21 protein-coding genes, 1 pseudogene and 1 riboswitch are annotated in these 22014 nt (G+C 73.1%); of the genes and pseudogenes, 11 read left to right on the forward strand and 11 right to left on the reverse strand.

Translation table 11 applies throughout. The features are described from left to right. Positions 1-84 precede the first annotated feature (84 nt). The gene (locus ACWG52_RS07610) at positions 85-933 is read left to right on the forward strand and encodes an aldo/keto reductase (protein ID WP_389813337.1); all 849 of its coding nucleotides are present in this window, start codon (positions 85-87) and stop codon (positions 931-933) included. A 42-nt stretch (positions 934-975) separates the two neighbouring features. Here ACWG52_RS07610 and ACWG52_RS07615 read toward each other — a convergent pair whose 3' ends face one another. Further along, entirely contained in the window at positions 976-1740 is a 765-nt protein-coding gene (locus tag ACWG52_RS07615; protein WP_389813335.1) for a class I SAM-dependent methyltransferase, read from the reverse strand. A 3-nt stretch (positions 1741-1743) separates the two neighbouring features. Beyond that, positions 1744-2049 (reverse strand): 4a-hydroxytetrahydrobiopterin dehydratase, encoded by a 306-nt coding sequence (locus ACWG52_RS07620; protein WP_389813332.1) that lies wholly within the window; start codon positions 2047-2049, stop codon positions 1744-1746. 174 nt (positions 2050-2223) lie between these two features. Between ACWG52_RS07620 and ACWG52_RS07625 the strand changes: the two genes are divergently transcribed. Both ACWG52_RS07625 and ACWG52_RS07630 read left to right on the forward strand, forming a co-directional pair. Beyond that, on the forward strand, positions 2224-4011 hold the full coding sequence (locus ACWG52_RS07625) for a hydroxysqualene dehydroxylase (protein ID WP_453128265.1): 1788 nt from the start codon (positions 2224-2226) through the stop codon (positions 4009-4011). A 32-nt stretch (positions 4012-4043) separates the two neighbouring features. Continuing rightward, positions 4044-4844: a helix-turn-helix domain-containing protein gene (locus ACWG52_RS07630; protein WP_386018784.1), complete on the forward strand. Its 801-nt coding sequence runs from the start codon at positions 4044-4046 to the stop codon at positions 4842-4844. On the opposite strand, the gene ACWG52_RS07635 is transcribed toward ACWG52_RS07630, so the two are convergent. Both ACWG52_RS07635 and ACWG52_RS07640 read right to left on the reverse strand, forming a co-directional pair. Continuing rightward, positions 4830-5252 carry a hypothetical protein gene (locus ACWG52_RS07635; RefSeq protein WP_389813327.1) on the reverse strand — a complete coding sequence of 141 codons (423 nt, stop codon included), beginning with the start codon at positions 5250-5252 and terminating at the stop codon, positions 4830-4832. The genes ACWG52_RS07630 and ACWG52_RS07635 overlap by 15 nt on opposite strands. Before the next feature lie 115 nt (positions 5253-5367). Next, complete coding sequence (locus ACWG52_RS07640; RefSeq protein ID WP_453128267.1) at positions 5368-5664, reverse strand: hypothetical protein; 297 nt, start codon at positions 5662-5664, stop codon at positions 5368-5370. A 235-nt stretch (positions 5665-5899) separates the two neighbouring features. Here ACWG52_RS07640 and ACWG52_RS07645 point away from each other — a divergent pair, with 235 nt between their 5' ends. From ACWG52_RS07645 to ACWG52_RS07660, 4 genes are read left to right on the forward strand one after another with little or no spacing between them, the layout of a single operon-like run. Further along, positions 5900-6925 (forward strand): hypothetical protein, encoded by a 1026-nt coding sequence (locus ACWG52_RS07645; protein ID WP_389813322.1) that lies wholly within the window; start codon positions 5900-5902, stop codon positions 6923-6925. Then, a complete protein-coding gene (locus tag ACWG52_RS07650; RefSeq protein WP_390136891.1) occupies positions 6922-7557 on the forward strand; it encodes a toxin-antitoxin system, toxin component in 636 nt (211 codons plus the stop codon). The genes ACWG52_RS07645 and ACWG52_RS07650 overlap by 4 nt, the downstream gene beginning before the upstream one ends. Before the next feature lie 16 nt (positions 7558-7573). After that, positions 7574-9094, forward strand: a complete 1521-nt coding sequence (locus ACWG52_RS07655) for an NAD(P)/FAD-dependent oxidoreductase (protein WP_390167752.1) — start codon at positions 7574-7576, stop codon at positions 9092-9094. Then, positions 9091-10299 (forward strand): MAB_1171c family putative transporter, encoded by a 1209-nt coding sequence (locus ACWG52_RS07660; protein ID WP_389813315.1) that lies wholly within the window; start codon positions 9091-9093, stop codon positions 10297-10299. The genes ACWG52_RS07655 and ACWG52_RS07660 overlap by 4 nt, the downstream gene beginning before the upstream one ends. A gap of 139 nt (positions 10300-10438) precedes the next feature. Here ACWG52_RS07660 and ACWG52_RS07665 read toward each other — a convergent pair whose 3' ends face one another. Next, positions 10439-11284, reverse strand: a complete 846-nt coding sequence (locus ACWG52_RS07665) for a bifunctional 5,10-methylenetetrahydrofolate dehydrogenase/5,10-methenyltetrahydrofolate cyclohydrolase (protein WP_453129049.1) — start codon at positions 11282-11284, stop codon at positions 10439-10441. Positions 11285-11362: 78 nt separating this feature from the next. Then, positions 11363-11465, reverse strand: a riboswitch (ZMP/ZTP riboswitch). A 57-nt stretch (positions 11466-11522) separates the two neighbouring features. On the opposite strand from ACWG52_RS07665, the gene ACWG52_RS07670 reads away from it, so the two are divergent. Beyond that, entirely contained in the window at positions 11523-12284 is a 762-nt protein-coding gene (locus ACWG52_RS07670) for a class I SAM-dependent methyltransferase (protein WP_389813312.1), read from the forward strand. Positions 12285-12499: 215 nt separating this feature from the next. Continuing rightward, positions 12500-14092, forward strand: a complete 1593-nt coding sequence (locus ACWG52_RS07675) for an RNA polymerase sigma factor (protein ID WP_389813309.1) — start codon at positions 12500-12502, stop codon at positions 14090-14092. Positions 14093-14155: 63 nt separating this feature from the next. On the opposite strand, the pseudogene ACWG52_RS07680 reads toward ACWG52_RS07675, so the two are convergent. From ACWG52_RS07680 to ACWG52_RS07700, 5 genes and pseudogenes are all read right to left on the reverse strand, one after another. Further along, positions 14156-14476 (reverse strand): annotated as a pseudogene (locus ACWG52_RS07680) (DUF2201 family putative metallopeptidase); the annotation flags it as partial. 215 nt (positions 14477-14691) lie between these two features. Continuing rightward, complete coding sequence (locus ACWG52_RS07685) at positions 14692-15132, reverse strand: SRPBCC family protein (protein WP_389813306.1); 441 nt, start codon at positions 15130-15132, stop codon at positions 14692-14694. Positions 15133-15173: 41 nt separating this feature from the next. Further along, positions 15174-16559, reverse strand: coding sequence for an amino acid permease (locus ACWG52_RS07690; protein ID WP_389813304.1), 1386 nt, complete (start codon positions 16557-16559; stop codon positions 15174-15176). Positions 16560-16634: 75 nt separating this feature from the next. Next, entirely contained in the window at positions 16635-18842 is a 2208-nt protein-coding gene (locus tag ACWG52_RS07695; protein ID WP_389813302.1) for a phage holin family protein, read from the reverse strand. Positions 18843-19011: 169 nt separating this feature from the next. Further along, the gene (locus ACWG52_RS07700) at positions 19012-19416 is read right to left on the reverse strand and encodes a hypothetical protein (RefSeq protein ID WP_033220099.1); all 405 of its coding nucleotides are present in this window, start codon (positions 19414-19416) and stop codon (positions 19012-19014) included. Positions 19417-19538: 122 nt separating this feature from the next. Between ACWG52_RS07700 and ACWG52_RS07705 the strand changes: the two genes are divergently transcribed. Together ACWG52_RS07705 and ACWG52_RS07710 are read left to right on the forward strand one after the other, a co-directional pair. Continuing rightward, positions 19539-20315, forward strand: a complete 777-nt coding sequence (locus tag ACWG52_RS07705) for an MBL fold metallo-hydrolase (protein WP_389813299.1) — start codon at positions 19539-19541, stop codon at positions 20313-20315. Then, on the forward strand, positions 20312-20941 hold the full coding sequence (locus tag ACWG52_RS07710; protein ID WP_453128272.1) for a DedA family protein: 630 nt from the start codon (positions 20312-20314) through the stop codon (positions 20939-20941). Before ACWG52_RS07705 ends, ACWG52_RS07710 begins: the two co-directional genes overlap by 4 nt. A 51-nt stretch (positions 20942-20992) precedes the next feature. Here ACWG52_RS07710 and ACWG52_RS07715 read toward each other — a convergent pair whose 3' ends face one another. Further along, positions 20993-21940 (reverse strand): SMP-30/gluconolactonase/LRE family protein, encoded by a 948-nt coding sequence (locus tag ACWG52_RS07715; RefSeq protein ID WP_453129050.1) that lies wholly within the window; start codon positions 21938-21940, stop codon positions 20993-20995. Positions 21941-22014: the final 74 nt, after the last annotated feature.

Genomic DNA, 22014 nt, shown 5'->3' on the forward strand with positions numbered 1-22014 from the left:
GTACGGGAGGCCGGTTGTCGCCCCTCGTACGACGTTTTTCCGCCACCGCGCCTACGCGCCGACGACGTGAGGGAACGACCAGACGTGAACCAGGTCCCCGCCATCAAGCTCAACAACGGCACGCTCATGCCCCAGCTCGGCTACGGCGTCTGGCAGGTGCCGGACGCGGAGGCGGAGCGCGCCGTCGGGACCGCCCTGGAGGCGGGTTACCGCAGCATCGACACGGCCGCCATCTACGGCAACGAGGCGGGCACCGGCAAGGCCGTCGCCGCTTCCGGGCTGGCGCGCGAGGAGCTGTTCGTCACCACCAAGCTGTGGAACGGCCCGAAGCAGAAGTGGGGCCGGGACCAGGTGCTGCGCGCCTTCGACGACTCCCTGGCCAAGCTGCGCCTCGACCACGTCGACCTGTACCTGATCCACTGGCCGCGTCCGATGCGCGACGACTTCGTCGCCATCTGGAAGACCTTCGAGGAGATCGCGGCGAGCGGCCGCGCCAAGGCGGTCGGCGTGTCGAACTTCCGCCCGGCCGACCTGGCGCGCATCGCCGCCGAGAGCGAGCTGGTCCCGGCCGTGAACCAGGTCGAGCTGCACCCCCTCTTCCCGCAGGCCGAGCTGCGCGCCGTGCACGCCGAGCGGGGGATCGCCACCGAGGCCTGGTCCCCGCTGGGCCAGGGCAAGGAGCTGCTGACGCTCCCGGCCGTGACCGCGATCGCCGCCGCGCACGGCCGCAGCGCCGCCCAGGTGGTACTGCGCTGGCACCTGCAGCACGGGAACATCGTGATCCCGAAGTCGGTGACCCCCGCCCGTATCCGGGAGAACCTGGACGTGTTCGGCTTCGAGCTGTCGGCCGCCGACATGGCCGCGCTGGACGCCCTCGGCTCGGGCGCGACGGGCCGCCGGATCGGTCCGGACCCGGCCGAGTTCGACGTGTGACCGGTCCGGATCCGGACGTCCCGTCCCGCCGCGTCGCGCCGGTCAGACGCGGACGAAGCTCCGTATGCGGTACGTCGGCTCCGCGCGCGGGACGTCCTGGTCCGGCAGCAGCTCCAGCCGGTCCGCCAGTTCCCGCGCGGTGATGCCGCGCGGGACGATGCGGGAGGCGTAGCGGCCCGCGAGCAGGGACTCGGCGGAGCCGCGCGGGGTGCGGCCCTGGCCGTGGCCGGTGAACCGCGCCTCGCCGACGGCGAGGAGTCCGGCCCGGGCCGCGTAGGCCTCGACCTCCCCGGAGGCGTCCGAGGGGGTCGGGGTCAGGTGCGCGGCGAAGACGGCGTCGATGTCGCTGCCGACGTCGTGCGCCGAGTCCTTGTCCACGGTGGCGAGGAAGACCCCGCCGGGTCGCAGCACCCGGGCGGCCTCGGCGATCACCGCCGGCACCAGGCCCGGCTCGCGCAGCAGGTGCAGCAGCCACACCGCGCTCACCGCGTCCAGGGACGCCGACCGGATCGGCAGCCGGGCCGCGTCGGCGAGGGTCACCGGGATGCCGCGCCGCGCCGCGATCGCGGCCATGCCGTGGGAGGCGTCCGCGCCCAGGACGCGCAGGGCGGGGCGGCTGATCCGGCTGGTGACGATGCCGGTGCCGCAGCCGAGGTCGAGGAGGGTGCGCGTGTCCGCGGGGAGGAGTTCGAGGACGGCGGCGGCCGCCGCCTCGGCGCGCGGGGTGCCGCCGCGGGTGGTGTCGTAGGCCTCGGCCTCGGCGTCGTAGTCGAGCAGGGATCTCACGGACGGTATGTGCGTGGTCATCGGCTAGGCCGCACCGTGGGCCGGGGCGAGGGCCTCGACGCGTTCGGCGAGGGCGAAGTCGGACTCCGTCACCACCCCGCCGGCGTCGTGGCTGTTCACGGAGAGCCGGACCGTGTCGTAGCCCAGGGTCAGGTCGGAGTGGTGGTTCAACTCCTCCTGGACGCTGGCGATATGGGCGACCAGGGCGCTGGCGGCGAAGTGGCCGCCCAGCCGGTAGGTGCGGAAGATCCGGTCGTCCTCGAAGGCCCAGCCGGGGAGCTCCCGCAACCGGTCCTCGATCTCCTTCTGTGACAGCGGCTCACTCGGCATGCACCGGCTCCTTTTCCCCGTGACGTGTAGTCAAGGTTCCCACAGTGCACGGTGGAACAATCCTTTCGCGCCATAGTGCGCTCGGGTACTTCTACGCCTTCCAGGTCCGGCGCGCCCCCCATATGCTCCTGCGCCGAACGGACTGTTACCAGCGGTAACGAGGGGGCATTCGCCATGGCGGGCACAGGAAGTTCCAGGCGTACGTTCATCGCGGGCGCGGGCGCGGCGGCCGCCGCCGGTGCGGCCCTGACCGGGGCCGGAGCCGCGCCCGCGGCGGCCGCCGCGGCAGGACCGGCCTCCCCCGGACGGCGCGTCGCGGTGCTCGGCGGCGGGGTGGCGGGCCTGACCGCGGCGCACGAACTCGCCGAGCGCGGCTACGCCGTGACGGTGTACGAGCGCCGCGCCCTCGGCGGCAAGGCGCGCAGCATGGACGTGCCCGACAGCGCCCGCGGCGGGCGCCGGCCGCTGCCCGCCGAGCACGGCTTCCGGTTCATCCCCGGCATCTACCACAACCTGCCCGACACCATGCGGCGCATCCCCTTCCCCGGGAACGCGGCCGGGGTGTGGGACAACCTCGTCGCCCCGCGCGAGATGATGTTCGCCCGCGCGGCCGGGCGCGAGGACCTGCGCGGACCCATCCCCTGGCCCGGGCACTCCCCCGCCGAGCTGACGCCCGAGGAGATCCGGCGCGCCCTCGCCGGCATCCTGCAGACACTGGTCCGGCTCCCGCCGCACGAGACGGCGTACTTCGTCGACCGCGTGCTGGTCTTCCTCACCAGCTGCGACGAACGGCGCGAGGAGGTGTGGGAGCGGACGCCGTGGTGGGACTTCGTGCGCGCGGAACGGATGTCGAACGAGTACCGGCGCATCCTCGCCGTCGGCATCACCCGCAACATCGTGGCGACCAAGGCCGAGGAGGCCTCCACCCGCACGGTCGGCACCCTCGGCGAGGCCTTCGTCCTCAACGCACTGGGGCGCGGGGCGGACGGCCCGCCCGACCGGATCCTGAACCTGCCGACCAACGAGGCCTGGATCGACCCCTGGGAGGCCCATCTGCGTTCCCTCGGCGTGGAGTTCAGGATCGGCTGGACCGTGCGGGAGGTGCGGTACGCGGGCGGTCGGGTGAGCGGGGTCGCCGTCGAGGGGCCGGACGGCGCCGCGCGGACCGTCACCGCCGACCACTACGTGAGCGCGCTGCCCGTCGAGCACGCCCGCCGCACCTGGAGCGCGGCCCTGCGCGCCGCCGATCCGATGCTGGGACGCTGCGACAAGCTGGAGACGGACTGGATGACCGGCATCCAGTTCTATCTGACGGAACGGGCCGAGCTGGTGCACGGCCACCTCAACTGCATCGATTCGCCCTGGTCGTTGACGGCGATCCAGCAGGCCGAGCACTGGCCGTCCCGCGACTTTCCGGCGGACTACGGCGACGGGACGGCGGTCGACTGCCTGTCGGTGGACATCTCCGAGTGGGACAAGCCGGGGATCCTGTACGGGAAGACGGCCAAGCAGTGCACCCGCGAGGAGGTGGCGCGGGAGGTGTGGGCGCAGCTGAAGGACTCCCTCAACGACACCGGGAAGGCCCTGCTGACCGACACCACGCTGCACTCGTGGTTCCTGGACCCGGGGGTGGACGGGATCGGCACCCCGCACCCGACCAACCAGGACGAGCTGCTGATCCACCCGGTCGGCACCCTGTACAACCGACCGAGCGCGGGCACCCGTATCCCGAACTTCTTCCTCAGCGGGGACTACGTGGCCGTCGACATCGACCTGGCGACGATGGAGGGGGCCAACGCCTCGGCGCGCGCGGCCGTCAACGCCCTGCTGGACCGCGACGGTTCGGACGCCGCACGGTGCGTGGTCCACCCGATGTACCGGGCGCCTGAACTGGAGGCGGCCAAACGGCACGACCGATGGCGCTACCGGCTGGGCCTGCGGAACCTCTTCGACCTGGGCTGAGCGCCCGCCCCCGCTCAGCTAACGTCGTGTGCATGACGACGACGAGTCCGACGACGAGTGTGGGCACCCTGCTGCGCGCCTGGCGGGAGCGGCGCGGCATCAGCCAGCTGGAGCTGGCGGGCCGCGCGGACTCCTCGTCCCGGCACATCAGTTTCATCGAAACGGGCCGGTCCCGGCCGAGCGAGGAGATGGTGCTGCGGCTCGCCGACCATCTCGACGTGCCGATGCGGGAGCGCAACACCCTGTTGTTCGCGGCCGGTTACGCGCCGCGCTACGCGCACACCGCGCTGGACGACCCGGCGATGGAGACGCTGCGCGAGGGCATCGCCCGCCTGCTGACGGGGTACGAGCCCTATCCCGCGCTGGTCGTGGACGCGGTGTACAACGTCGTCGCCGCCAACCAGGGCATCGCGATGCTGCTGGACGGGTTGCCGGAGCACCTGCTGACCCCGCCGCTCAACGCCATGCGGATCACCCTGCACCCCGAGGGTCTGGCGCCGAGGATCCACAACCTCAAGGAGTGGCGCGGGCACCTGCTGGCGCAGATGGAACGGCAGATCGCGCTGGCCCGCTCGGAGCCGCTGCGCGCCCTGTACGAGGAGGTGTCGGCGTATCCGGTCGCCGAGCGGCCGGGCGACGGCGCCCCGCAGGAGCCCACCGCCTACATCGCGCTGCCGCTGGTGATCGAGCACGACGGGCACCTGCTGTCCTTCGTGTCGTCCATCGCGACCTTCAACACGCCGATGGACGTGACCGTCGCCGAGCTGGCCATCGAGACGATGCTCCCGGCCGACCCGGCGACGGTGAAGTACCTGCGCTCACTGGGAGGCTGAGCCCGCACGCAGGGCGATCTGCTGGAGCACGGCGAAGCCGGCCACGGTCAGGGCCTGCATCGGGATCCACAGCAGGCCGGCGGCGGTGGGCTCGAACCAGAGCGCGAGGGAGACCAGGCTCAGGGCGGCCCAGGCGTAGTTCGTCTCGATGACGAGCTTCACGGGCAGGACCGGCGGCTGCCGCCGCGAGGCGAGCCATCCGACGCCGAGCCCGTAGACGGTGAGCAGGATCCCGAGTTCGAGCAACAGCACCTGCCCGACCCCGAGGAGCCGGCCGAGCGGGGCGGAGAAGGCGACGTACGCGAGCCCGTTGGCGGTGGTGACGACGGAGTCGAGGGCGAGGAAGCGGCGCAGCGCGGCGTGCGGGACACGGTTGCGGGCGAAGCCGGCGAGCGGGGTCGCGGACATGGGAAATCAGCCTCCATCGAGGTCGAACGGCCTGGTGGGACACGGATCCCGGGACCGAGTGCGCGGCCCCGGAACCCGATGCGTCCACTGTGCCGGGAGCCGCGGGGAGGGTCGATTACCTCCGAGGTAACGAGGGGTCCGGGGCGATGCGGATCGGGCCCGGTGGCCGGACGACCGCTTCGTGGAGCTCCGACGCCGCGTAGGCGCGCTCGATCTCGCCCAGGTACTGCTCCAGGTGGAAGCGGACCTCCTCGACGGTGGTTCCGTCGGGGCCCGGGTACATGAGGTCGGACCAGATGACCGTCTCGCCGCGCAGGCGGATCCGGACGGTCAGCGGGTAGGGGCTCGGGGCGGGCCCGCTCCGCCTGTCGGGCGCGGTGGCCCGCAGCGCACGCGGGGCTCTACGCGGCATCCGCCTGAAGTGAGGTCATACGTCGATCGCACCGGCTCCCCCGCCCACCTCCTCCGCCAACGACCGCCGTGCGCACGGAGCTTGTCGTACCGCTTCGGCGCGAGCCGATGCCAACCCTTTTTGAGCTGTACGGCAGGAAACGTTGGGGTTCCCCTGGTTCGGCCAGGGGCGGGAGGCTAGGCTTCACGGTGCCCGAATCACTCGAACGCCTTGTCGACATATGGAGAATCCGCCGGTGCGAGCCGCCGCCCGACCCGATCTCGCCGCGATCTGGCGTCGTACCCGGGCGCTGGCGCAGGAGCACGGGCAGGACCCCGACGAGGTGCTCGCGGTGGAGCGGCTGAGCCATCTGTCCGGCGTCGACCCCGGGCGCATACCCCAGGTGGTGGCGGGCACCGCCGTGGAGGCGCCGCTGGAGCGGCGGGTGCACCAGCGGTTCCTACGGCTGCGCGCCACGCGACGCGACAAGCACGGCCGGGAGTGGCCGCTGGCCGCCATCGCCGACGACTTCGACGCCCCCGGCGCCTCCCTCGGACCGCTCAACGCCGGTACCGGGCTGCCCCGGATGGGTCACGCGGCCGGTGTGCAGCGGTTCTTCGGCGTTCACGCCGGATTCCTGCTGGCCGACAGCAAGAGCGCGGTGGAACGGGCCCTCGCCCTGTCCGCCACCACCGTCTCGGACGGCCGGGACGACCTGGAACACCTCTCGTACCTCACCGGCATGACCCCCCAGGCCATCCGGCTCACCCTGGACGGGCGACCGCCCCGGCTCCCGCTCAAGGAGCAGGTGCACCTGCGGTTCGAGCACCTGCGTCGGACCCGCGTACGGGAGGACGGCCAGCCCCACTCTTTGGCGGCCATCGCCAAGTCCTTCGACGCGTCGGGACAGTCTCTGACCCGCCTGGCCCAGGGCGAGGGCCTGCCGAACCTCGCCGCGGCCGCCGGGATCCAACGTTTCTACGGCGTCGAGGGCGGCTTCCTGCTGGCCGACGACCGCGAGGCGCTCGCCGGCGCCCTCGCCCTGGTCGAGGGCGAGTTGGAGTCGGCGGTGCGGGACCGGGAGAACCCGATGCTGGCGGTGCTGCGCGCGCACGACGTACGCAGCATCGTCACCCGGGCCGGGAGGTTGTCGCCGCAGGGCTGGAAGTCGCTGGCCGACCACTTGGACGACCTCCTCGCGCGCGAGGGGCAGCTCGGAGTTCCGGGCACGAAGAGCGGGGCGCCGATCGAGGGCGCCGCCGCCGAGGGAGAAGCACCATGAGGACCACACGGGCCATGCGCAAGCTGGCCGCCGAACTGCTGGAGGGCGCACGCCTGGCGCCCCCGGCCGATGCCGGGGAGATCATCGGGGCGCTGTGCGCCGCCTACGCCGTACGGCGCGGCGGAGAGCGGAAGGTCGATGTCCACTTCACCTCCTTCCCGCCCGACACCGCGAGCGGGCTGTGGCTGGAGCTGGACGACGTCGACCTGATCGTCGTCGAGCAGCACACCCGGCCCGAACACCAGCTGGTCATCGCCTGCCACGAGCTGTGGCACCTGGACGAGGGGACCGGCGACAGCGTCGGTCCGGGCATGCTGGCGGCCGCCCGGCTGGCGGGTCACCCCGGTCGCCTCGCCGAACTGCTCGCCTCCGACGCCGGGTTGGAGGCGATGGTCCGGCAGGCCGCCGCCCGTGCCGACCAGGGGGATCCGGCGGAGATCCGCGCCGAGACCTTCGGCCTGCACCTCGGTAACACCCTGCGCTCCTTCCTGCCGTCGCCCCGGGAGCAGCAGCTCCCCGAAGCCATCGAGCGCATCAAGTCCTCACTCGGTTGGGGAAGCCCCGTGCCACGCCGTGACCCGCACCAGCCGGTCGCCGCATCCCTCGCGCCGATGCCCTCAGCACGGCCCTGACAGAGAGCACGCCACGATGAACCAGTCCTCCCCGCCCCGCCACGCAGTCGTCATAGGCGGCAGTCTGGCCGGCCTCCTCGCGGCCGCTGTCCTCGCCGAGCACGCCACGGTCACCGTCATCGACGCCGACCCGCTGCCCGAGGGTCCGGCCCCGCGCCGTGGACTCCCGCAGGCCCGGCACACCCATCTCCTGTGGTCGGGCGGTGCCCGGGCCATCGAGCGGATCCTGCCCGGCATCACCGACGACTGGACGAAGGCGGGTGCCATCCGCCGGAGCCTGCCCACCGACCTGGTCACCAAGACCGCCCAGGGCTGGATCCCGCGCTGCGGGGAGAAGCAGTTCAACATCTCCTGCAGCCGCGACCTCCTCGACTCGGTGATCCGTGCCCGGGTGACCGGCCTGAAAGGGGTCTCCACGCTCCAGCGCAGCCGGGTGCGCGCCCTGGAGGGCACGGCGTCCCGGGTCACCGGCGTCCTGGTCGACACCCCGGAGGAAGCGGGCCGGCTGCTGAGCGCCGACCTCGTGATCGACGCGAGCGGGCGCGGCTCGCGCGCCCGGACCTGGCTCCAGGCGCTCGGCGTCACCGGTATCCGGCAGGCCGAGGTCGACTCGGGCCTCGTCTACGCGACGAGGATCTTCGAAGCGCCGCCCGGGGCCCACGAGATGGGCTTCCCCATCGTCAACGTCCAGTCCGACCCCCGGGTCCCCGTGCCCGGGCAGACCGCCACGATCGTCCCGATCGAGAACGGTCAGTGGCAGGCCACCCTCTCCGGGACCCGCGGCGGCCAACCGACCGGCGACCCGGACGCGTTCATCCCGTTCGCCAAGTCCGTCCGGGACCCGATCGTCGGTGAGCTCCTGGAGGGCCGCAGACCCCTGACGGACGTCGCCGTCACCCAGGGCACCGCCAACCGCCGGATCTACTTCGAGAAGGCCGAGCTGCCCGACGGCTTCTTCGCCGTCGGCGACTCCGTCGCCACCTTCAACCCCCTGTACGGACAGGGCATGACCGTCGCGGCCCAGGGGCTCCTGGCCGTACGCGCCCTGCTGCGGGCCAAGGGTCTGGGGCATCCCGGGATCGGCCGCGCGGCGCAGCGCGTCATCGCGCCGCAGGTCAGCACCGCCTGGGAGCTCGCCACGTCGCAGGACATCCTGTATCCGGGGGCCACCGGGATGAAGCCGCGCGCCGGCACCGGGCTGCTCAACGGGTACGTCAACCGGCTGATGACGGGGGCGACCACCGACGAGGCGCTCACCGCCGCCCTGTTCAAGGTCCTCACCATGAGCATCGCGCCCACCCACTGGCTCCACCCGTCGGTGGTCTGGCACGTCGCACGCGCCTCGGACCGGGGCGCGCTGAAGGCGCCGCCGCTCACCGCCGCGGAGCGGGCCGTCGCCAGGCTCGACCGGGCACCGGGCACGACGCCCGCAACCGGCACCGGCACCGGCACCGCGGCCGTGACGGGCACCGCCGGGACCGGCCCGACGGAGGAGGACCCGGTCGGCCCCGCCGACGCCGTCGGACAGGCCCGATGAGCGACAGGATCCTGCCGCTCCTGCCCGCTTCCCTGATGGTCCTGGCGCTGCTGATCAAGCTGCCGAAGCTGCGCCGGGACCGGGACCGGCCACTGAACCGGACGGCGTGCGCGCTGCTCGCCGTCGGGGCGCCCATCAACTTCCTCGCGACGCCGTCGACCATCGCCTCGGTCAACCGCCACACCGGCGTGGTCAACTTCTCCGCGCCCCTGGTGTTCGGCCTGTGCACGGTGTTCTCCGGGCTGTGCGTCGTCCTGGTCCTGCAGTGGCGCGGCGGGCCGCCCGCGGCCGTGCGCCGGGCCACCCGGCTGACCACGGCCGTGTTCGGCACCGCGACCGCGGCCATCGTCGTCCTGTTCGTGATCGGCGACGCGCCGGTGGAGCGGCTCCAGGACCTGGACACGTACTACGCGACGACGCCCTGGATCCGCGAGATGATCGTCTGCTTCCTCCTGGCGCACACCATGGGGACCTCGGCCCTGACCTGGCTGTGCGGCAAGTGGCTGACGCGCGCGGACCGGGCACTGCGCCCGCTGCGCACGGGGCTGGCCCTGATCGTGGTCGCCGGGCTGATGGACCTGGCCTACCTGGCCGCCAAGTGGGCCTCGGTCGTGGCCCGCTGGACCGGCCACGACCTGGTGTACCTGTCCACGGACGTGGCGCCGCCCCTGGCCGGGGCCGCCGGGCTGCTGCTCGGTGCCGGGTTCCTCGTGCCCCTGGTCGGCGGGTCGGCGACCTGGGTGGCCCTCAGCCAGTACCGGAGGCTGCGCCCGCTGTGGAAGGCGCTGCGCGGGTTCGCCGCGACCCAGGGCCGGGTCGTTCCGCTGACCTGGTGGTCCCCGGTGGGGATCCGGCTCATCCACCGCGAGTCGGTCATCGACGACGGCATCCTGGCGCTGGCCGCCTGGTGCGATCCGCGGGTGCGGGACGCCGCGTACGAGGCGGCCAGGGGCCGGGGCCTGAGCGAGGCGCGGGCCGCCACGGTCGCGGACGCAGCCGTCCTGGCGGCCGCCTGCCGCCTCAAGGCGGCCGCCGCGAGCGGATCCGTGCCGGCGCCGGCCGCGATCCCGCAGCCGTACCGCCTGGGCCGGCTGCCCCTGACCGCCCTGGCCCAGGCGTTCCGTACCTCCGACATCGTCGCCGCGGCCCGTGACGCGGCGACCGCCGGGTCGCCGGACCTGACCCCCGGCCCGGTCGGCGCCTGAGGGTCCCGGGCCTCCGTGCCCCCTGTCCCCTGTCCGCTGTCCCCTGTCCCCGGGAACGCACGACGCCCCGGACCGAGGGGCCGGGGCGTGCGTGGAGGCGTGGGCGCGGGCGTCCTACGAGGGTCCGCGCGCGGTGGGATCAGAGCTCGGCGAGGTCCAGTCCGGCCTGTGCGGCGGCCGCCTGCACGGTCTGCTCCAGCAGGACGGCGATGGTCATCGGGCCGACACCGCCAGGGACCGGGGTGATCAGCGAGGCGCGGGCGGCGGCCGACTCGAAGTGCACGTCGCCGACGTTGCCCTCGTTGTACCCGGCGTCCAGGACGACCGCGCCGGGCTTGATGTCCTCGCCCCGGATGAACTCGGCCTTGCCGACGGCGGCGACCAGGACGTCCGCCTGGCGCACGATCGAGGGCAGGTCCTGGGTGCGGGAGTGGCAGTAGGTGACGGTGGCGTTCTGCTCCAGCAGCAGCATCCCGGCCGGCTTGCCCAGGATCGCGCTGCGGCCGACGACGACGGCGTGCTTGCCGGTCAGGTCCACGTCGTAGGCGGCGAGGAGGCGCATGATGCCGCCGGGGGTGCAGGAGACGAAGCCCGGCAGCCCGAAGCCCATGGCGGCGAAGGAGTGCATGGTGACCCCGTCGACGTCCTTGCCCGGGGCGATGGCCTCGAAGGCGGCCCGCTCGTCGATGTGGTGCGGGACGGGGTGCTGGAGCAGGATGCCGCTGATCTGCGGGTCCTCGGAGAGCTCGGTGAGGGTGGCCACCAGCTCCTCGGTGGTGGTCCCGGCCGGCAGCTCGACGTGGCGGGAGGTGATCCCCGCCTTGGCACAGCGGTTCTGCTTCATGCGGACGTAGGTCACGGAGGCCGGGTCCTCGCCGACCAGCACGGTCGCCAGGCACGGCGCGATGCCGGTGCGCTCGGTGATCTTCGCCGCGTAGGCGGCGGTCTGCTCCGAGATGCGGCGGGCGAGGGCCGTGCCGTCCATCAGCCGGGCGGATCCGGCGGCAGGGGCGGGGGCAGTCTGGGCAGTCGTCACGGGGTCTCCTGAACGTCGCTGCGGATCGCGGTTCGCCCAGGCGCGCGGCAGTCGACGTACCGGAGGTCCACAGGTACGCCGGGCCGCTCCCCGGTGGTGATCCACCCGAACGCCAGTCACGGCCCGCCGACCACTGTAGTCGACATATCCGGTGGTTGTCGGGCGTCCGACCTGGGACGATCAAGGCATGACGCGTACTTTCGACCATCTTGTCGCCGAGGCCGAGTCCGTCTCCGTGGACGGCTGGGACTTCTCCTGGCTCGACGGCCGGGCCACCGAGCAGCGCCCCTCCTGGGGCTACCAGAAACTGATGAGCGAGCGCCTGGCCCAGGTCCGGTCCGCGCTGGACATCCAGACCGGCGGGGGTGAGGTCCTGGCCGGATGCGCTCCGCTGCCACCACTGACGGTCGCCACCGAGTCGTGGCCGCCCAACATCGACAAGGCGACGCGGCTGCTGCACCCGCTGGGCGCGGTGGTGGTCGCCGACGCCGACGAGCCGCCGCTGCCCTTCGGCGACGCGGCCTTCGAGCTGGTGACCAGCCGGCACCCGGTGTCGATCTGGTGGGAGGAGATCGCGCGGGTGCTGGCGCCGGGCGGCAGCTACCTCTCGCAGCAGGTCGGCCCGGCGAGCGTCTTCGAGCTCGTCGAGTACTTCCTCGGCCCGCAGCCGGAGGAGATCCGGCGCGGCCGGCACCCCGACGACGCGGTCGCCGACGCCACCGCGGCCGGCCTCGAAGTCCTCGATCTGCGATCCGAGCGACTGCGCACGGAGTTCCACGACATCGGAGCCGTGATCTACTTTCTACGGAAGGTGATCTGGATGGTGCCCGGCTTCACGGTCGGGCAGTACCGGGACCGGTTGCGTGAGCTCCACGAACAGATCGAACGTGAAGGTCCGTTCGTCGCTCACACCGCCCGCTTCCTCATCGAAGCCCGCAAAACGGGCTGATCTGAAGGGCGGACGGATCTACGCCGGATCGGGTTGCGCGGCCACAGCGTGGCGCAGGTCACTCAATTCAGCGCGTAACGAATCGACTCGGGCATGCGATGAACCGACAGGTGTCCTCGCGCGGCCCGGAATACAGACCCCCCTCGGGTCTGTTTCCCGAGTTCGCGCGATGATGTCCCGCCCACCATTTATCTGTTCGCAACGAGAGGCTCCTTGTGTCGCTCAGCCCGTCCCGTACGTTCCCTCCGGAGATCGCCGAATCCGAGGCCCTTGTCGCGCTCGTCGAGCGCGGCCGCGAGCAGGGTCACATCAACGGTGACGACGTGCGCCAGGCCTTCGAGGCCGGCCGCATCCCGGTGGACCAGTGGAAGCGGGTCCTGCGCAGCCTGAACCAGGTCCTGGACGAGGAGGGTGTCGCCCTTCACGTCAGCGCGGCCCCCGCCACCAAGGCTGCCGCCAAGAAGCCCCGCAAGGCTGCCGCCGCCCCGGCCCGCACCGTGGCCAAGAAGGCCACCGCCGCGCCGCGCCCCATCGGCGCCCGGAAGACCGCGGCCACCGCCGCGGCCACGGCCGCCACCACCGCCACGGCGATATCCGCTTCGTCGGCCGCCGCCATCGAGGACGAGACGTCGGCCGAGGCCGCCGCCGAGCCGAAGAAGCGCACGGTCAAGAAGACCGCCGCCAAGAAGACCGCCGTGAAGAAGACCGCGGCGAAGAAGACCAGCGCCAAGGACGCCGACGAGGGCGAGACCCCCGTCGTCGAGGGCGAGGACTGGGCTGCCGAGGACCTCGCCGACGAGGCCGAGGACGAGGCGCCCAAGGCCGGCGGCACCCAGGGCTTCGTGCTGTCCGACGACGACGAGGACGACGCCCCGGCGCAGACGGTCATGGTGGCCGGAGCCACCGCCGACCCGGTCAAGGACTACCTCAAGCTCATCGGCAAGGTGCCGCTCCTCAACGCCGAGCAGGAGGTGGAGCTCGCCAAGCGCATCGAGGCGGGTCTCTTCTCCGAGTACAAGCTCGAAGAGGAGGAGGACCACAAGCCCGCCTTCAAGCGCGAGCTGGAGATCCTGGTCGAGGACGGCCGCCGCGCGAAGAACCACCTGCTGGAGGCCAACCTCCGCCTCGTGGTCTCCCTCGCCAAGCGCTACACCGGCCGCGGCATGCTCTTCCTGGACCTGATCCAGGAGGGCAACGTCGGTCTGATCCGCGCCGTGGAGAAGTTCGACTACACCAAGGGCTTCAAGTTCTCCACGTATGCGACCTGGTGGATCCGGCAGGCGATCACGCGTGCCATGGCCGACCAGTCGCGCACCATCCGCATCCCCGTGCACATGGTCGAGATCATCAACAAGCTCGCCCGTGTGCAGCGCCAGATGCTCCAGGACCTGGGCCGTGAGCCCACCCCGGAGGAGCTGGGCAAGGAACTCGACATGACCCCCGAGAAGGTCATCGAGGTCCAGAAGTACGGCCGCGAGCCGATCTCCCTCCACACCCCCCTGGGTGAGGAGGGCGACAGCGAGTTCGGTGACCTCATCGAGGACTCCGAGGCGGTCGTCCCGGCGGACGCGGTCTCCTTCACCTTCCTCCAGGAGCAGCTCCAGTCCATCCTGGGCACGCTCTCGGAGCGCGAGGCGGGCGTGGTGTCCATGCGTTACGGCCTCAACGACGGCCAGCCGAAGACCCTGGACGAGATCGGTCGCGTGTACGGGGTCACCCGTGAGCGCATCCGCCAGATCGAGTCCAAGACCATGTCGAAGCTGCGCCACCCGTCGCGTTCGCAGGTGCTGCGCGACTACCTCGACTGAGTCGATCTCCTCCGGAACGCCCCTGACCTGCTCATCCGCGGGTCGGGGGCGTTCTGCGTCCGCTCAGGTAGGGCCAGGCCAGGTCAGGCGGAAGACGGGACCCTTCGGGGTGAACGGCAGGGAGGCGCCCTGCGGGATCAGGTAGGCGTGCTCGCGCCGGATCCGCAGGGTGTCGCACCAGCCGTCCGTGATCACCAGGACCGGCGCCCCGGGCGGGAAGTCCTCCGCCCGATGCAGCAGGTCGATGCCCGGCTGCAGCTCGGTGCCGCCGCGGCCGCGGACCCGTACCCGTCCCGCGATCTCGGTCGAGGGCACATAGCCCGCGTCGTAGGGCGCCGCGTCGCAGAAGACGACGCGCGCCGCCGGCACGTCGCGGGCCTCGGCGCGGTCGCGGCGCCCGCCGGCGACCTCCATGGCGGCGCAGACGCTGCGGGTCAGGGCGTGCGCGAAGGCGGTCTCCCAGTCGGGGACCGGGGTGGAGTTCCCTGCGCGCCAGGTGACCAGGAGCGGGTCCGGGTGCTCCCCGGCGGTGCCGCAGAGCTCGTAGGCGGCGGGGACACGGCCCGGGGCATCCGGTTTTCGCGCCCGTCCGCGAAGGCTCAGGTTTCGAGGAGGTGCTTGAGCTTCTCCTCGCCCCGGGGCATCTCCTTGCGGACCATGGGCCGGACCACGAGGGGGACGAGGGCCCGGCCCACGCCGCGGCCCTCGAAGTCGACGTCCAGGGTGACGCGGGAGCGGGTACCGCCGTCGAGGGGTTCGATGGTGCCGCGCACATCGGGTCGTACCGGTCCGTCGATCCCGTGCACGTGCCAGCTCCGCGGCGGGTCGAGCTCCACGAACTCCATGGTCGTGGGGACCCGCCGGCGGCCGATCTGCCGGGTGACGAGGATCCTCGAACCGACGTGCACGGGGAGATCGCCGATCGGGACGGCGGATACGGCGCTGTCCTGCCACTCCGGCAGGTGTGTGGGGTCCGTCAGGTACGAGTAGACGTCCTCGGGCCTGCGGTCGATGTCGATGCTCTTCCTCATCGCGGACATGGCGGTTCCTTGGCGCCCCCTGGCCGGCCCCTTCTTCCACGCTACTCCGCGGGGGACGCGGCGGCGCGGTGCTTCCTGGCGGACATGGCGGCGTACACGAGCACACCGGCGAAGAGGAAGAGCACGCCTTGGTAGACGGCCGCGTAGCCGGACCCGGCGACCAGCCACATCGAGAAGCCGAAGGCGAGGGCGGCGAGGACGCCGTCGCGGGCCAGCCGGCCGGGGTGGACCCGCTCGCGCTGCCCGGAGAGCAGGAAGTAGATCTGCGCGGCGGTGGCCAGCAGGTAGGGCACGGTCGCCGTGAAGGTGGTGATCAGGACGAGGCTCTCGAAGACGCCTTGGCTTCCGGCCGTGTAGTTGTAGACGGTGAGGGCGGAGGCGAGGGCGACGGTGACGATCACGCCGACGACGGGGACGCCGCGCCTCTTCGTCTCGAAGGCCTTCGGGAAGAGCCCGTCCTTGGCGGCGGCGTAGGGGGTCTGCGCGCTGAGCAGGGTCCAGCCGTTGAGTGCGCCGAGCATCGAGATCACGGCGGCGCAGGCGACCACGGTGCCGCCCCAGGTGCCACCGAACATGGAGTTGACGGCGTCGGTGAAGGGGGCGGTGGAGGACACCAGCCGGTCGTGGGCGACCAGGCCGAAGACGGCGACGGTACCGAGCAGGTACACGGTGGCGGCGCCGACCGTGCCGAGGACGGTGGCCCGGCCGACGTTGCGGGCCGGGTCGCGGACCTCGCCGGCGCTGACGGTGGCGGACTCGACACCGAGGTAGCTGAAGAGCAGGATCGCCGCGGAGGCGGAGACGGCGCCGGCCGCGCTCTGGTCGGTGGCCCGGAAGGGACCGAGGTTGGCGGGGTCGAAGAAGAACAGCCCGCCGACGGCGACCAGGAGCAGCGGGGCGAACTTCAGTACGGTGGCCACGACCTGGACCGCGCCGACGTAGCGGGTGCCCGCCAGGTTGGAGAGGGCCGGGAGCCACTGGACGGCGAGGGCGGCCAGGCACATGGACCACTTGTGCTCGCCCGCGGCGGGGAACAGCACCGTGAGGTAGCCGACGGCCGCCACGGCCAGGGCCGCGTTCGAGACCCAGGCGGTGATCCAGTAGCTCCATGCGGCGAGGAAGCCGGCGAAGTCGCCGAAGGCGGCGCGGGCGTAGACGTAGGGGCCGCCGGTCTGCGGGTGGCGTTCGGCGAGCCGGCCGAAGACCAGCGCGAGGGCGACGGCCCCGACGGTGAGGACGGCGAAGGCGACGAGGCTGATGGTGCCGAAGGGGGCGACCGAGGCGGGGAGGAGGAAGATGCCACCGCCGATGATGTTGCCCATGACCAGGCAGGTCGCGACGGGGAGGCCGAAGCGGCGTGCATGGGGGTCGCGGCCACGCTCGGGGGCTGCGGCGACCTCGGTGGGCAGGGTTGCGGTGCTGGTCATCGGTGGTGTGCCTCTGGATGTCTCACATGCTGGTCAGGTCAACACATGGTTGACCACCGCGCATGCGGCACAAAATCAGCGGATTTCGTCCCGTGCGGGCACCCCTGCGGAAGGAAGGCTTCCGCTCTTTCCGTCGTCGGGCGGGGTTTCCTCCAGCGGCGGCCCCACGGGCTCGCCGACCTCCTCGACCGCGGGCACGGACACGGTGACCGCCTCGCTCGCGGGCGCGGCCACCGGCCCTCCGACCGCCTCGGACGCCGCCACGGCCACCGGTACCTGCGGCCCGTCCGCCTCCCGCAACCAGCGCCGCAGCACGGCGTGCACCGCCTCCGCCCCGGTCGGTTCCTCCTCGGGGTCCGACAGTTCCGTGGGCCACATCAGGAACGGGTGTCCCTGCTCGCCGCCCAGCCCGCCGTGCGAGCCGATCTGCTCCTCGAAGGCGTGCACCGTGCCCGTCCGCGGGTCGTACGCCGAGTTCACCATCACGTCCGCCACGTGCGGGAAGGTGTCGGTCCGGCGGACGGCCTCGGCGGCGCCCGGGCCGAAGGGAGCCAGCAGTTCCTCCGCCTCCCCCGGGACGTCCAGTCGGGCCGCCCTTCCGTCCCGGCCCAGCACCACCCCGTCCACGAGCAGGAACCCCACGCCCGGATGGTTCGCGAGGGTGGCGAGCAGGGCGGGGTGCGCCCGCTCGACGCGGGCCCGCGAAGCCCGGCCGGGGATGTCCGGGAAGGAGATCAGGCCGAGGTTGCCCGACGCCAGGACCACCGGATCGGAACCCGGTCCCGGATGCGCCTGTTCGCCCTCCTCCACCGGCCGGTGGAGCGCCGCGAGGACGGCCGCCCGGGCCTCGGCCCCGCTACGGGTCCGGCCGGCCCGGCGCGAGACCGGCAGTCCGCAGCCCGCGCGGACGAGGTCCTTGAGGGTCAGCCCGTACCGTCCGAGGAAGGTCTCCCCCGGGCTCTGGCCGTGATCGGAGAGCAGCACGATCCGGTACCGGCGCGGCGCGTGCTCGGCGACCCGGACGATCAGCGCGAGGCTGCGGTCCAGGCGCTGCAGCACCCGGTCGGTGTCCCGGCCGCGCGGTCCCGAGTGGTGCGCGACCTCGTCGTAGGCCACCAGGTCGGCGTAGACCGCGGAGCGCCCGGCGAGCATGTCGCCGATGACGGCCGCGACGACCACGTCCCGTTCGACCACGGTCGCGAAGGCCCGGATCAGTGGGTACAGCCCGCCGCGCGACACCCTCGGCCGGTCCCCGCGGATCCGTGCCCGCAGCGACTGGACGACCTCCCGGACCACTTCGGCCACGAAGGACCCGGCCGTACGGACGGCGTTGGCCGGATCGGAGAAGTACGCGAAGTAACCCGCGCGGGACCGGTTGGCCCGGCCCCGCCGGGCCGAGACCGACAGCACCAGCGCCAGCTGGTCGGCGCCGCCGCTGAACAGGTTGCCCCGGCTCGCCCCGTCCAGCGTGAGCAGTCCGCCGTCCCCGGTGCGCCCGATGGCCCGCCGCTGCAGCTCGGCGGCGCTGGTCGGCCGGTTGCAGACCATCACCTCGCCGGTGTCCTTCTCGTACCAGCGGAAGGCCGGCACATCGAAGTTGGAGCCGTGCAGGATGCCGAGCTGGCTGGCACCGGTCTGGCTCGACCAGTCCGTACGCCAGGAGCGGGCGCGGTGGCTGCCGTCCAGCAGCCCGGCCACGGTGGGCATCAACCCGTCGGCGCACGCGCGGCGCAACTCCTCGTACCCCACCCCGTCCAACTGGAGCATGAGCAGGCCCGGCGGAGCCTCGCCGTCCCGGGCCGGGCCCGTCCGGCCCTGCCTGCGGCGGCGGCGGTCGGCGAGCCGGTAGAGCCGCCGCCGGTAGGCCTCGTCGTCGCGCACGGCGAGGGCGGTGGAGGTCGCCGACGCGACCGCGGACATCACGGCGGCGACGACCACCGCGGTCTCGGGGGCCACCTCGCTCCGGCCGTCCGGGATCAGGCTGAGCGCGATCAGCAGGAGCGAGCCGTTGAGGAAGAAGACGAGCAGACCGAGCACCAGCGCGGGCACCAGCAGCAGGGCACGGACGAGCACCGGCCAGACCAGCGCGCTCAGCAGGCCGAAGGCGCCGGCGGCCCAGGCGGCGGTCAGCCCGATCTGCGTGATGCTGTCGCCGTCGTCGGACTGCAGCCGGAAGTCCGGCAGGATCCCGGCCAGGGCGAGCATCGTGAGGGTGGACACGGCCCACACCAGGAGCACCCGCACCAGGGCACTGCCCGCGGTCCGCCACCGTCCTCGCCCCACGCCGCCACCTCCCGCGAGCCCGCTCCCGCCCTCCAGGCTCGCACAGCCCGGCGCGCCCGGTCGGGCGAAGGGGCGGGCGCACAGGGGTGCGAAGCGGGCGGGTCGGGGCGGGTCGGATGTCCGGAGTGCAGGTGCCGGGCGTCGGGCGTCAGGCGTCGGAGGTCGGGCGTCAGGTGCCGTCGTAGCCGGCGGTCGGCATGGACAGCCTGCGGTGCACCTCGGCCTTCATCGCCGAGGTGTACCGGGGCTCCTCGCCCCCGGCCGTCTCCAGCCGTACGCCGCGCCGCTCGCACTCGGCGGTGAACTCCTCGACGGAGCGCAGCGCGCGGGCCAGCACCCGGGGGTTGGCGGCGACGAACAGGTCGACCTGCCCGGTGTCGACGTCGGACCAGAGCCCGCAGTGGTCGGCGCGCAGCCCGTAGACCAGCAACTGCCTCGTCACGACGTAGCCCCGGTCGGCGGCCCAGCGGGCGCACATGGCGTGCTGGCCGCGGGTGTCCACGGCGAACGGGTCGGCGTCGAGGTCTTCGAGCGGGGCCAGGCTGGTGATCGCGGCCACGCGCAACTCTTCCATGCCGCCGGACCCTACTCCGATACTCCCGCGTAGAGGAGGGGACGGCCGAGATCCGATTCCGAGCGGCCGCGCGGGGAAGACACCCCCTAGGGTCGTGAACGAGGCGTGAGGAGGGAGGCCGGGTGCCGGTGGAGATCACCTGGTGGGGTCATGCCACGTGCACCGTCGAGGACTCCGGGGTCCGGCTGCTCACGGACCCGCTGTTCGCCCGGCGGCTCGCGCACCTGCGGCGGCGGCGCGGGGCGCTCCCTCCGCCCGAGGCGGCGGCCGCCGACGTGGTGCTGATCTCGCATCTGCACGCCGACCATCTGCATCTGCCGTCGCTGGCACGACTCGCGCCCGGCACCCGGCTGTTGGTGCCGCGCGGGGCGCGCCGGGCCGTGCCGGGGCTGGCGCGGGTCGCCGGGCTGCGCGGGCTGGCCGTGACGGAGGTGGCGCCGGGCGAGGAGGTCCCCGTACGGGACGGCCTACGGGTCCGGGCGGTCGGCGCACGGCACGACGGGCGGCGGCTGCCGTTCGGGCCGCGCCTGTGCCCGGCGCTCGGGTACGTGGTGCGGGGCGCGGCGCGGACCTACTTCGCCGGGGACACCGGGCTGTTCGACACGATGGCCGAGGAGGTCGGGCCGGTGGACGTGGCCCTGCTGCCGGTGGGCGGCTGGGGCCCCTACCTCGGACCGGGGCACCTGGACGCGGGGCGGGCGGCGCAGGCGCTGGCCCGACTGGCGCCCGCGGCGGCGGTTCCGGTGCACTACGGGACGTACTGGCCCGTCGGGATGGACGCGGTACGGCCGCACGAATTCCACGCGCCGGGCGAGGAGTTCGAGCGGCTCGCGCGGCGACTGGCGCCCAAGGTGACCGTCCGGGTGCCGCGGCACGGCGAGCGGGTGCGGCTGCCGTGACGTGGCGCGAGTTCGCGGCGGCGGCCGGGCAGGTGCCGCCGGAGAGCACCCAGCAGGCGGTGGGGTACCCGGCGCTGTTCCTGCTGGTGGCGCTGGGTGCCCTGGTACCCGTCATCCCGACGGGCGCGCTGGTGAGTTCGGCGGCGGTGGTGGCCTTCCACCACCAGTCGCCGCCCTACGGCGTGCTGCTGGTGTTCGCCGTGTCGGCGGTGGCGGCGTTCACGGGGGACATGACGCTGTACTGGCTCGGGCAGCGCGGGGTGCGCTCACGGGGCGGCTCGCGGTGGTTGGAGACGCTGCGCGGCCGGGCCACACCGGAGCGGCTGGAGCAGGCGCGGACGCGGCTCGACGAGCACGGGGTCCTGGTCCTGGTCCTGTCGCGGCTGGTCCCGGCGGGCCGGATCCCCGTGATGCTGGCCTGTCTGCTGGCGCAGATGCCGTTGCGCCGCTTCGCCCGCGGCGACGCCCCGGCCTGCCTGGCCTGGGCGGCGACGTACGGCCTGATCGGCATCCTGGGCGGCACGCTCTTCGCGGAGCCTTGGAAGGGCGTGGCCCTGGCGGTCGGCCTGGCCCTCGCGATCAGCGCGGGGCCCCCGCTGTGGCGCCGGTTGTGGCCGAAGCCGTGAACGGGCCCCGGCCGATGCCGTGAGGGGGCTCCGGCCGACGCCCGTCGGCCGCTACCGGCCCGTGCCGTGTCCCGGTCGCGCGGCGGCCGGCGGGAAGGAGAGCCCCGTCGGTGTGTTGAGGCCGGTGAAGGCGAGCGTGACCTGTCCTTCGCCCGTCTCGCGGACCCGTACCACCCGGTTGTTGAAGCCGTCGGCCACGTAGAGGTGGCCGGAGCCGTCGAGGGCGAGGCCCAACGGGGAGTTGAGGCCGGTGACGGGCACGGTGCTCTGCGCACCGCTGCCCGCGGCCAGCTTCACCACTCGGTTGTTGCCGCTGTCGGCGACGTAGAGGTCACCGGCGGCGTTCAGGGCCAGTCCGGTCGGTTGGGAGAGATCGGTGGTGGGCACGGTGGTCTGGCCGCTCCCGTCCACGGCCACCTTGACGACGCGGTCGTTGACGAAGTCGGAGACGTACAGCTGCCCGCCGGGCGCCCACGCCAGCCCCCACGGGTGCAGCAGCCCGGTGGTGGGGACGGTCGTCTGGGTCCCGCCGCCGGCCGGCACCTTGACGATCCGGTCGTTGAAGCTGTCGGCGATGTAGAGGTTCCCGGCCTGGTCGACGGCGAGTCCCAGCGGGCGCGACAGGTCGACGGTGGGTACGACGGCCTGTTCCCCGCCGTTCGGGGGCAGGACGAGGACCCGGTTGTTGCCGGTGTCGGAGACGTGGAGGCGGCCCGCGGCGTCCCAGGCCATGCCGGTCGGGCGGACCAGGCCGTCGAGGGGGACGGTGCTCTGCTCCCCGCCGTCGGCGGGCAGGGACACCACGCGGTTGTTGCCGTAGTCGGACACGTACAGGGGTGGACCGGCGGGCGACCCTACGTCACCGGGCTGGGCGGCGCCCGCAGCTCCCGCAGCGCCCGCGGGGAGCGGGCAGAGCATCAGCAGCGCCACCGCGGCGGCCAGCCGTCGGGGCCACCGCCGGGCGGCCGGGGCTTCTCGCGTTCCTGACTCGGCCGTCATGCGTTCCACGACTCACCCACCCGATCCGGACGATCGGCCGGCCCGGTGCCGACCCCCGCCGACCCTAGGAAGCC

The sequence above is a fragment of the Streptomyces sp. CLCI03 genome, from assembly GCF_053615355.1.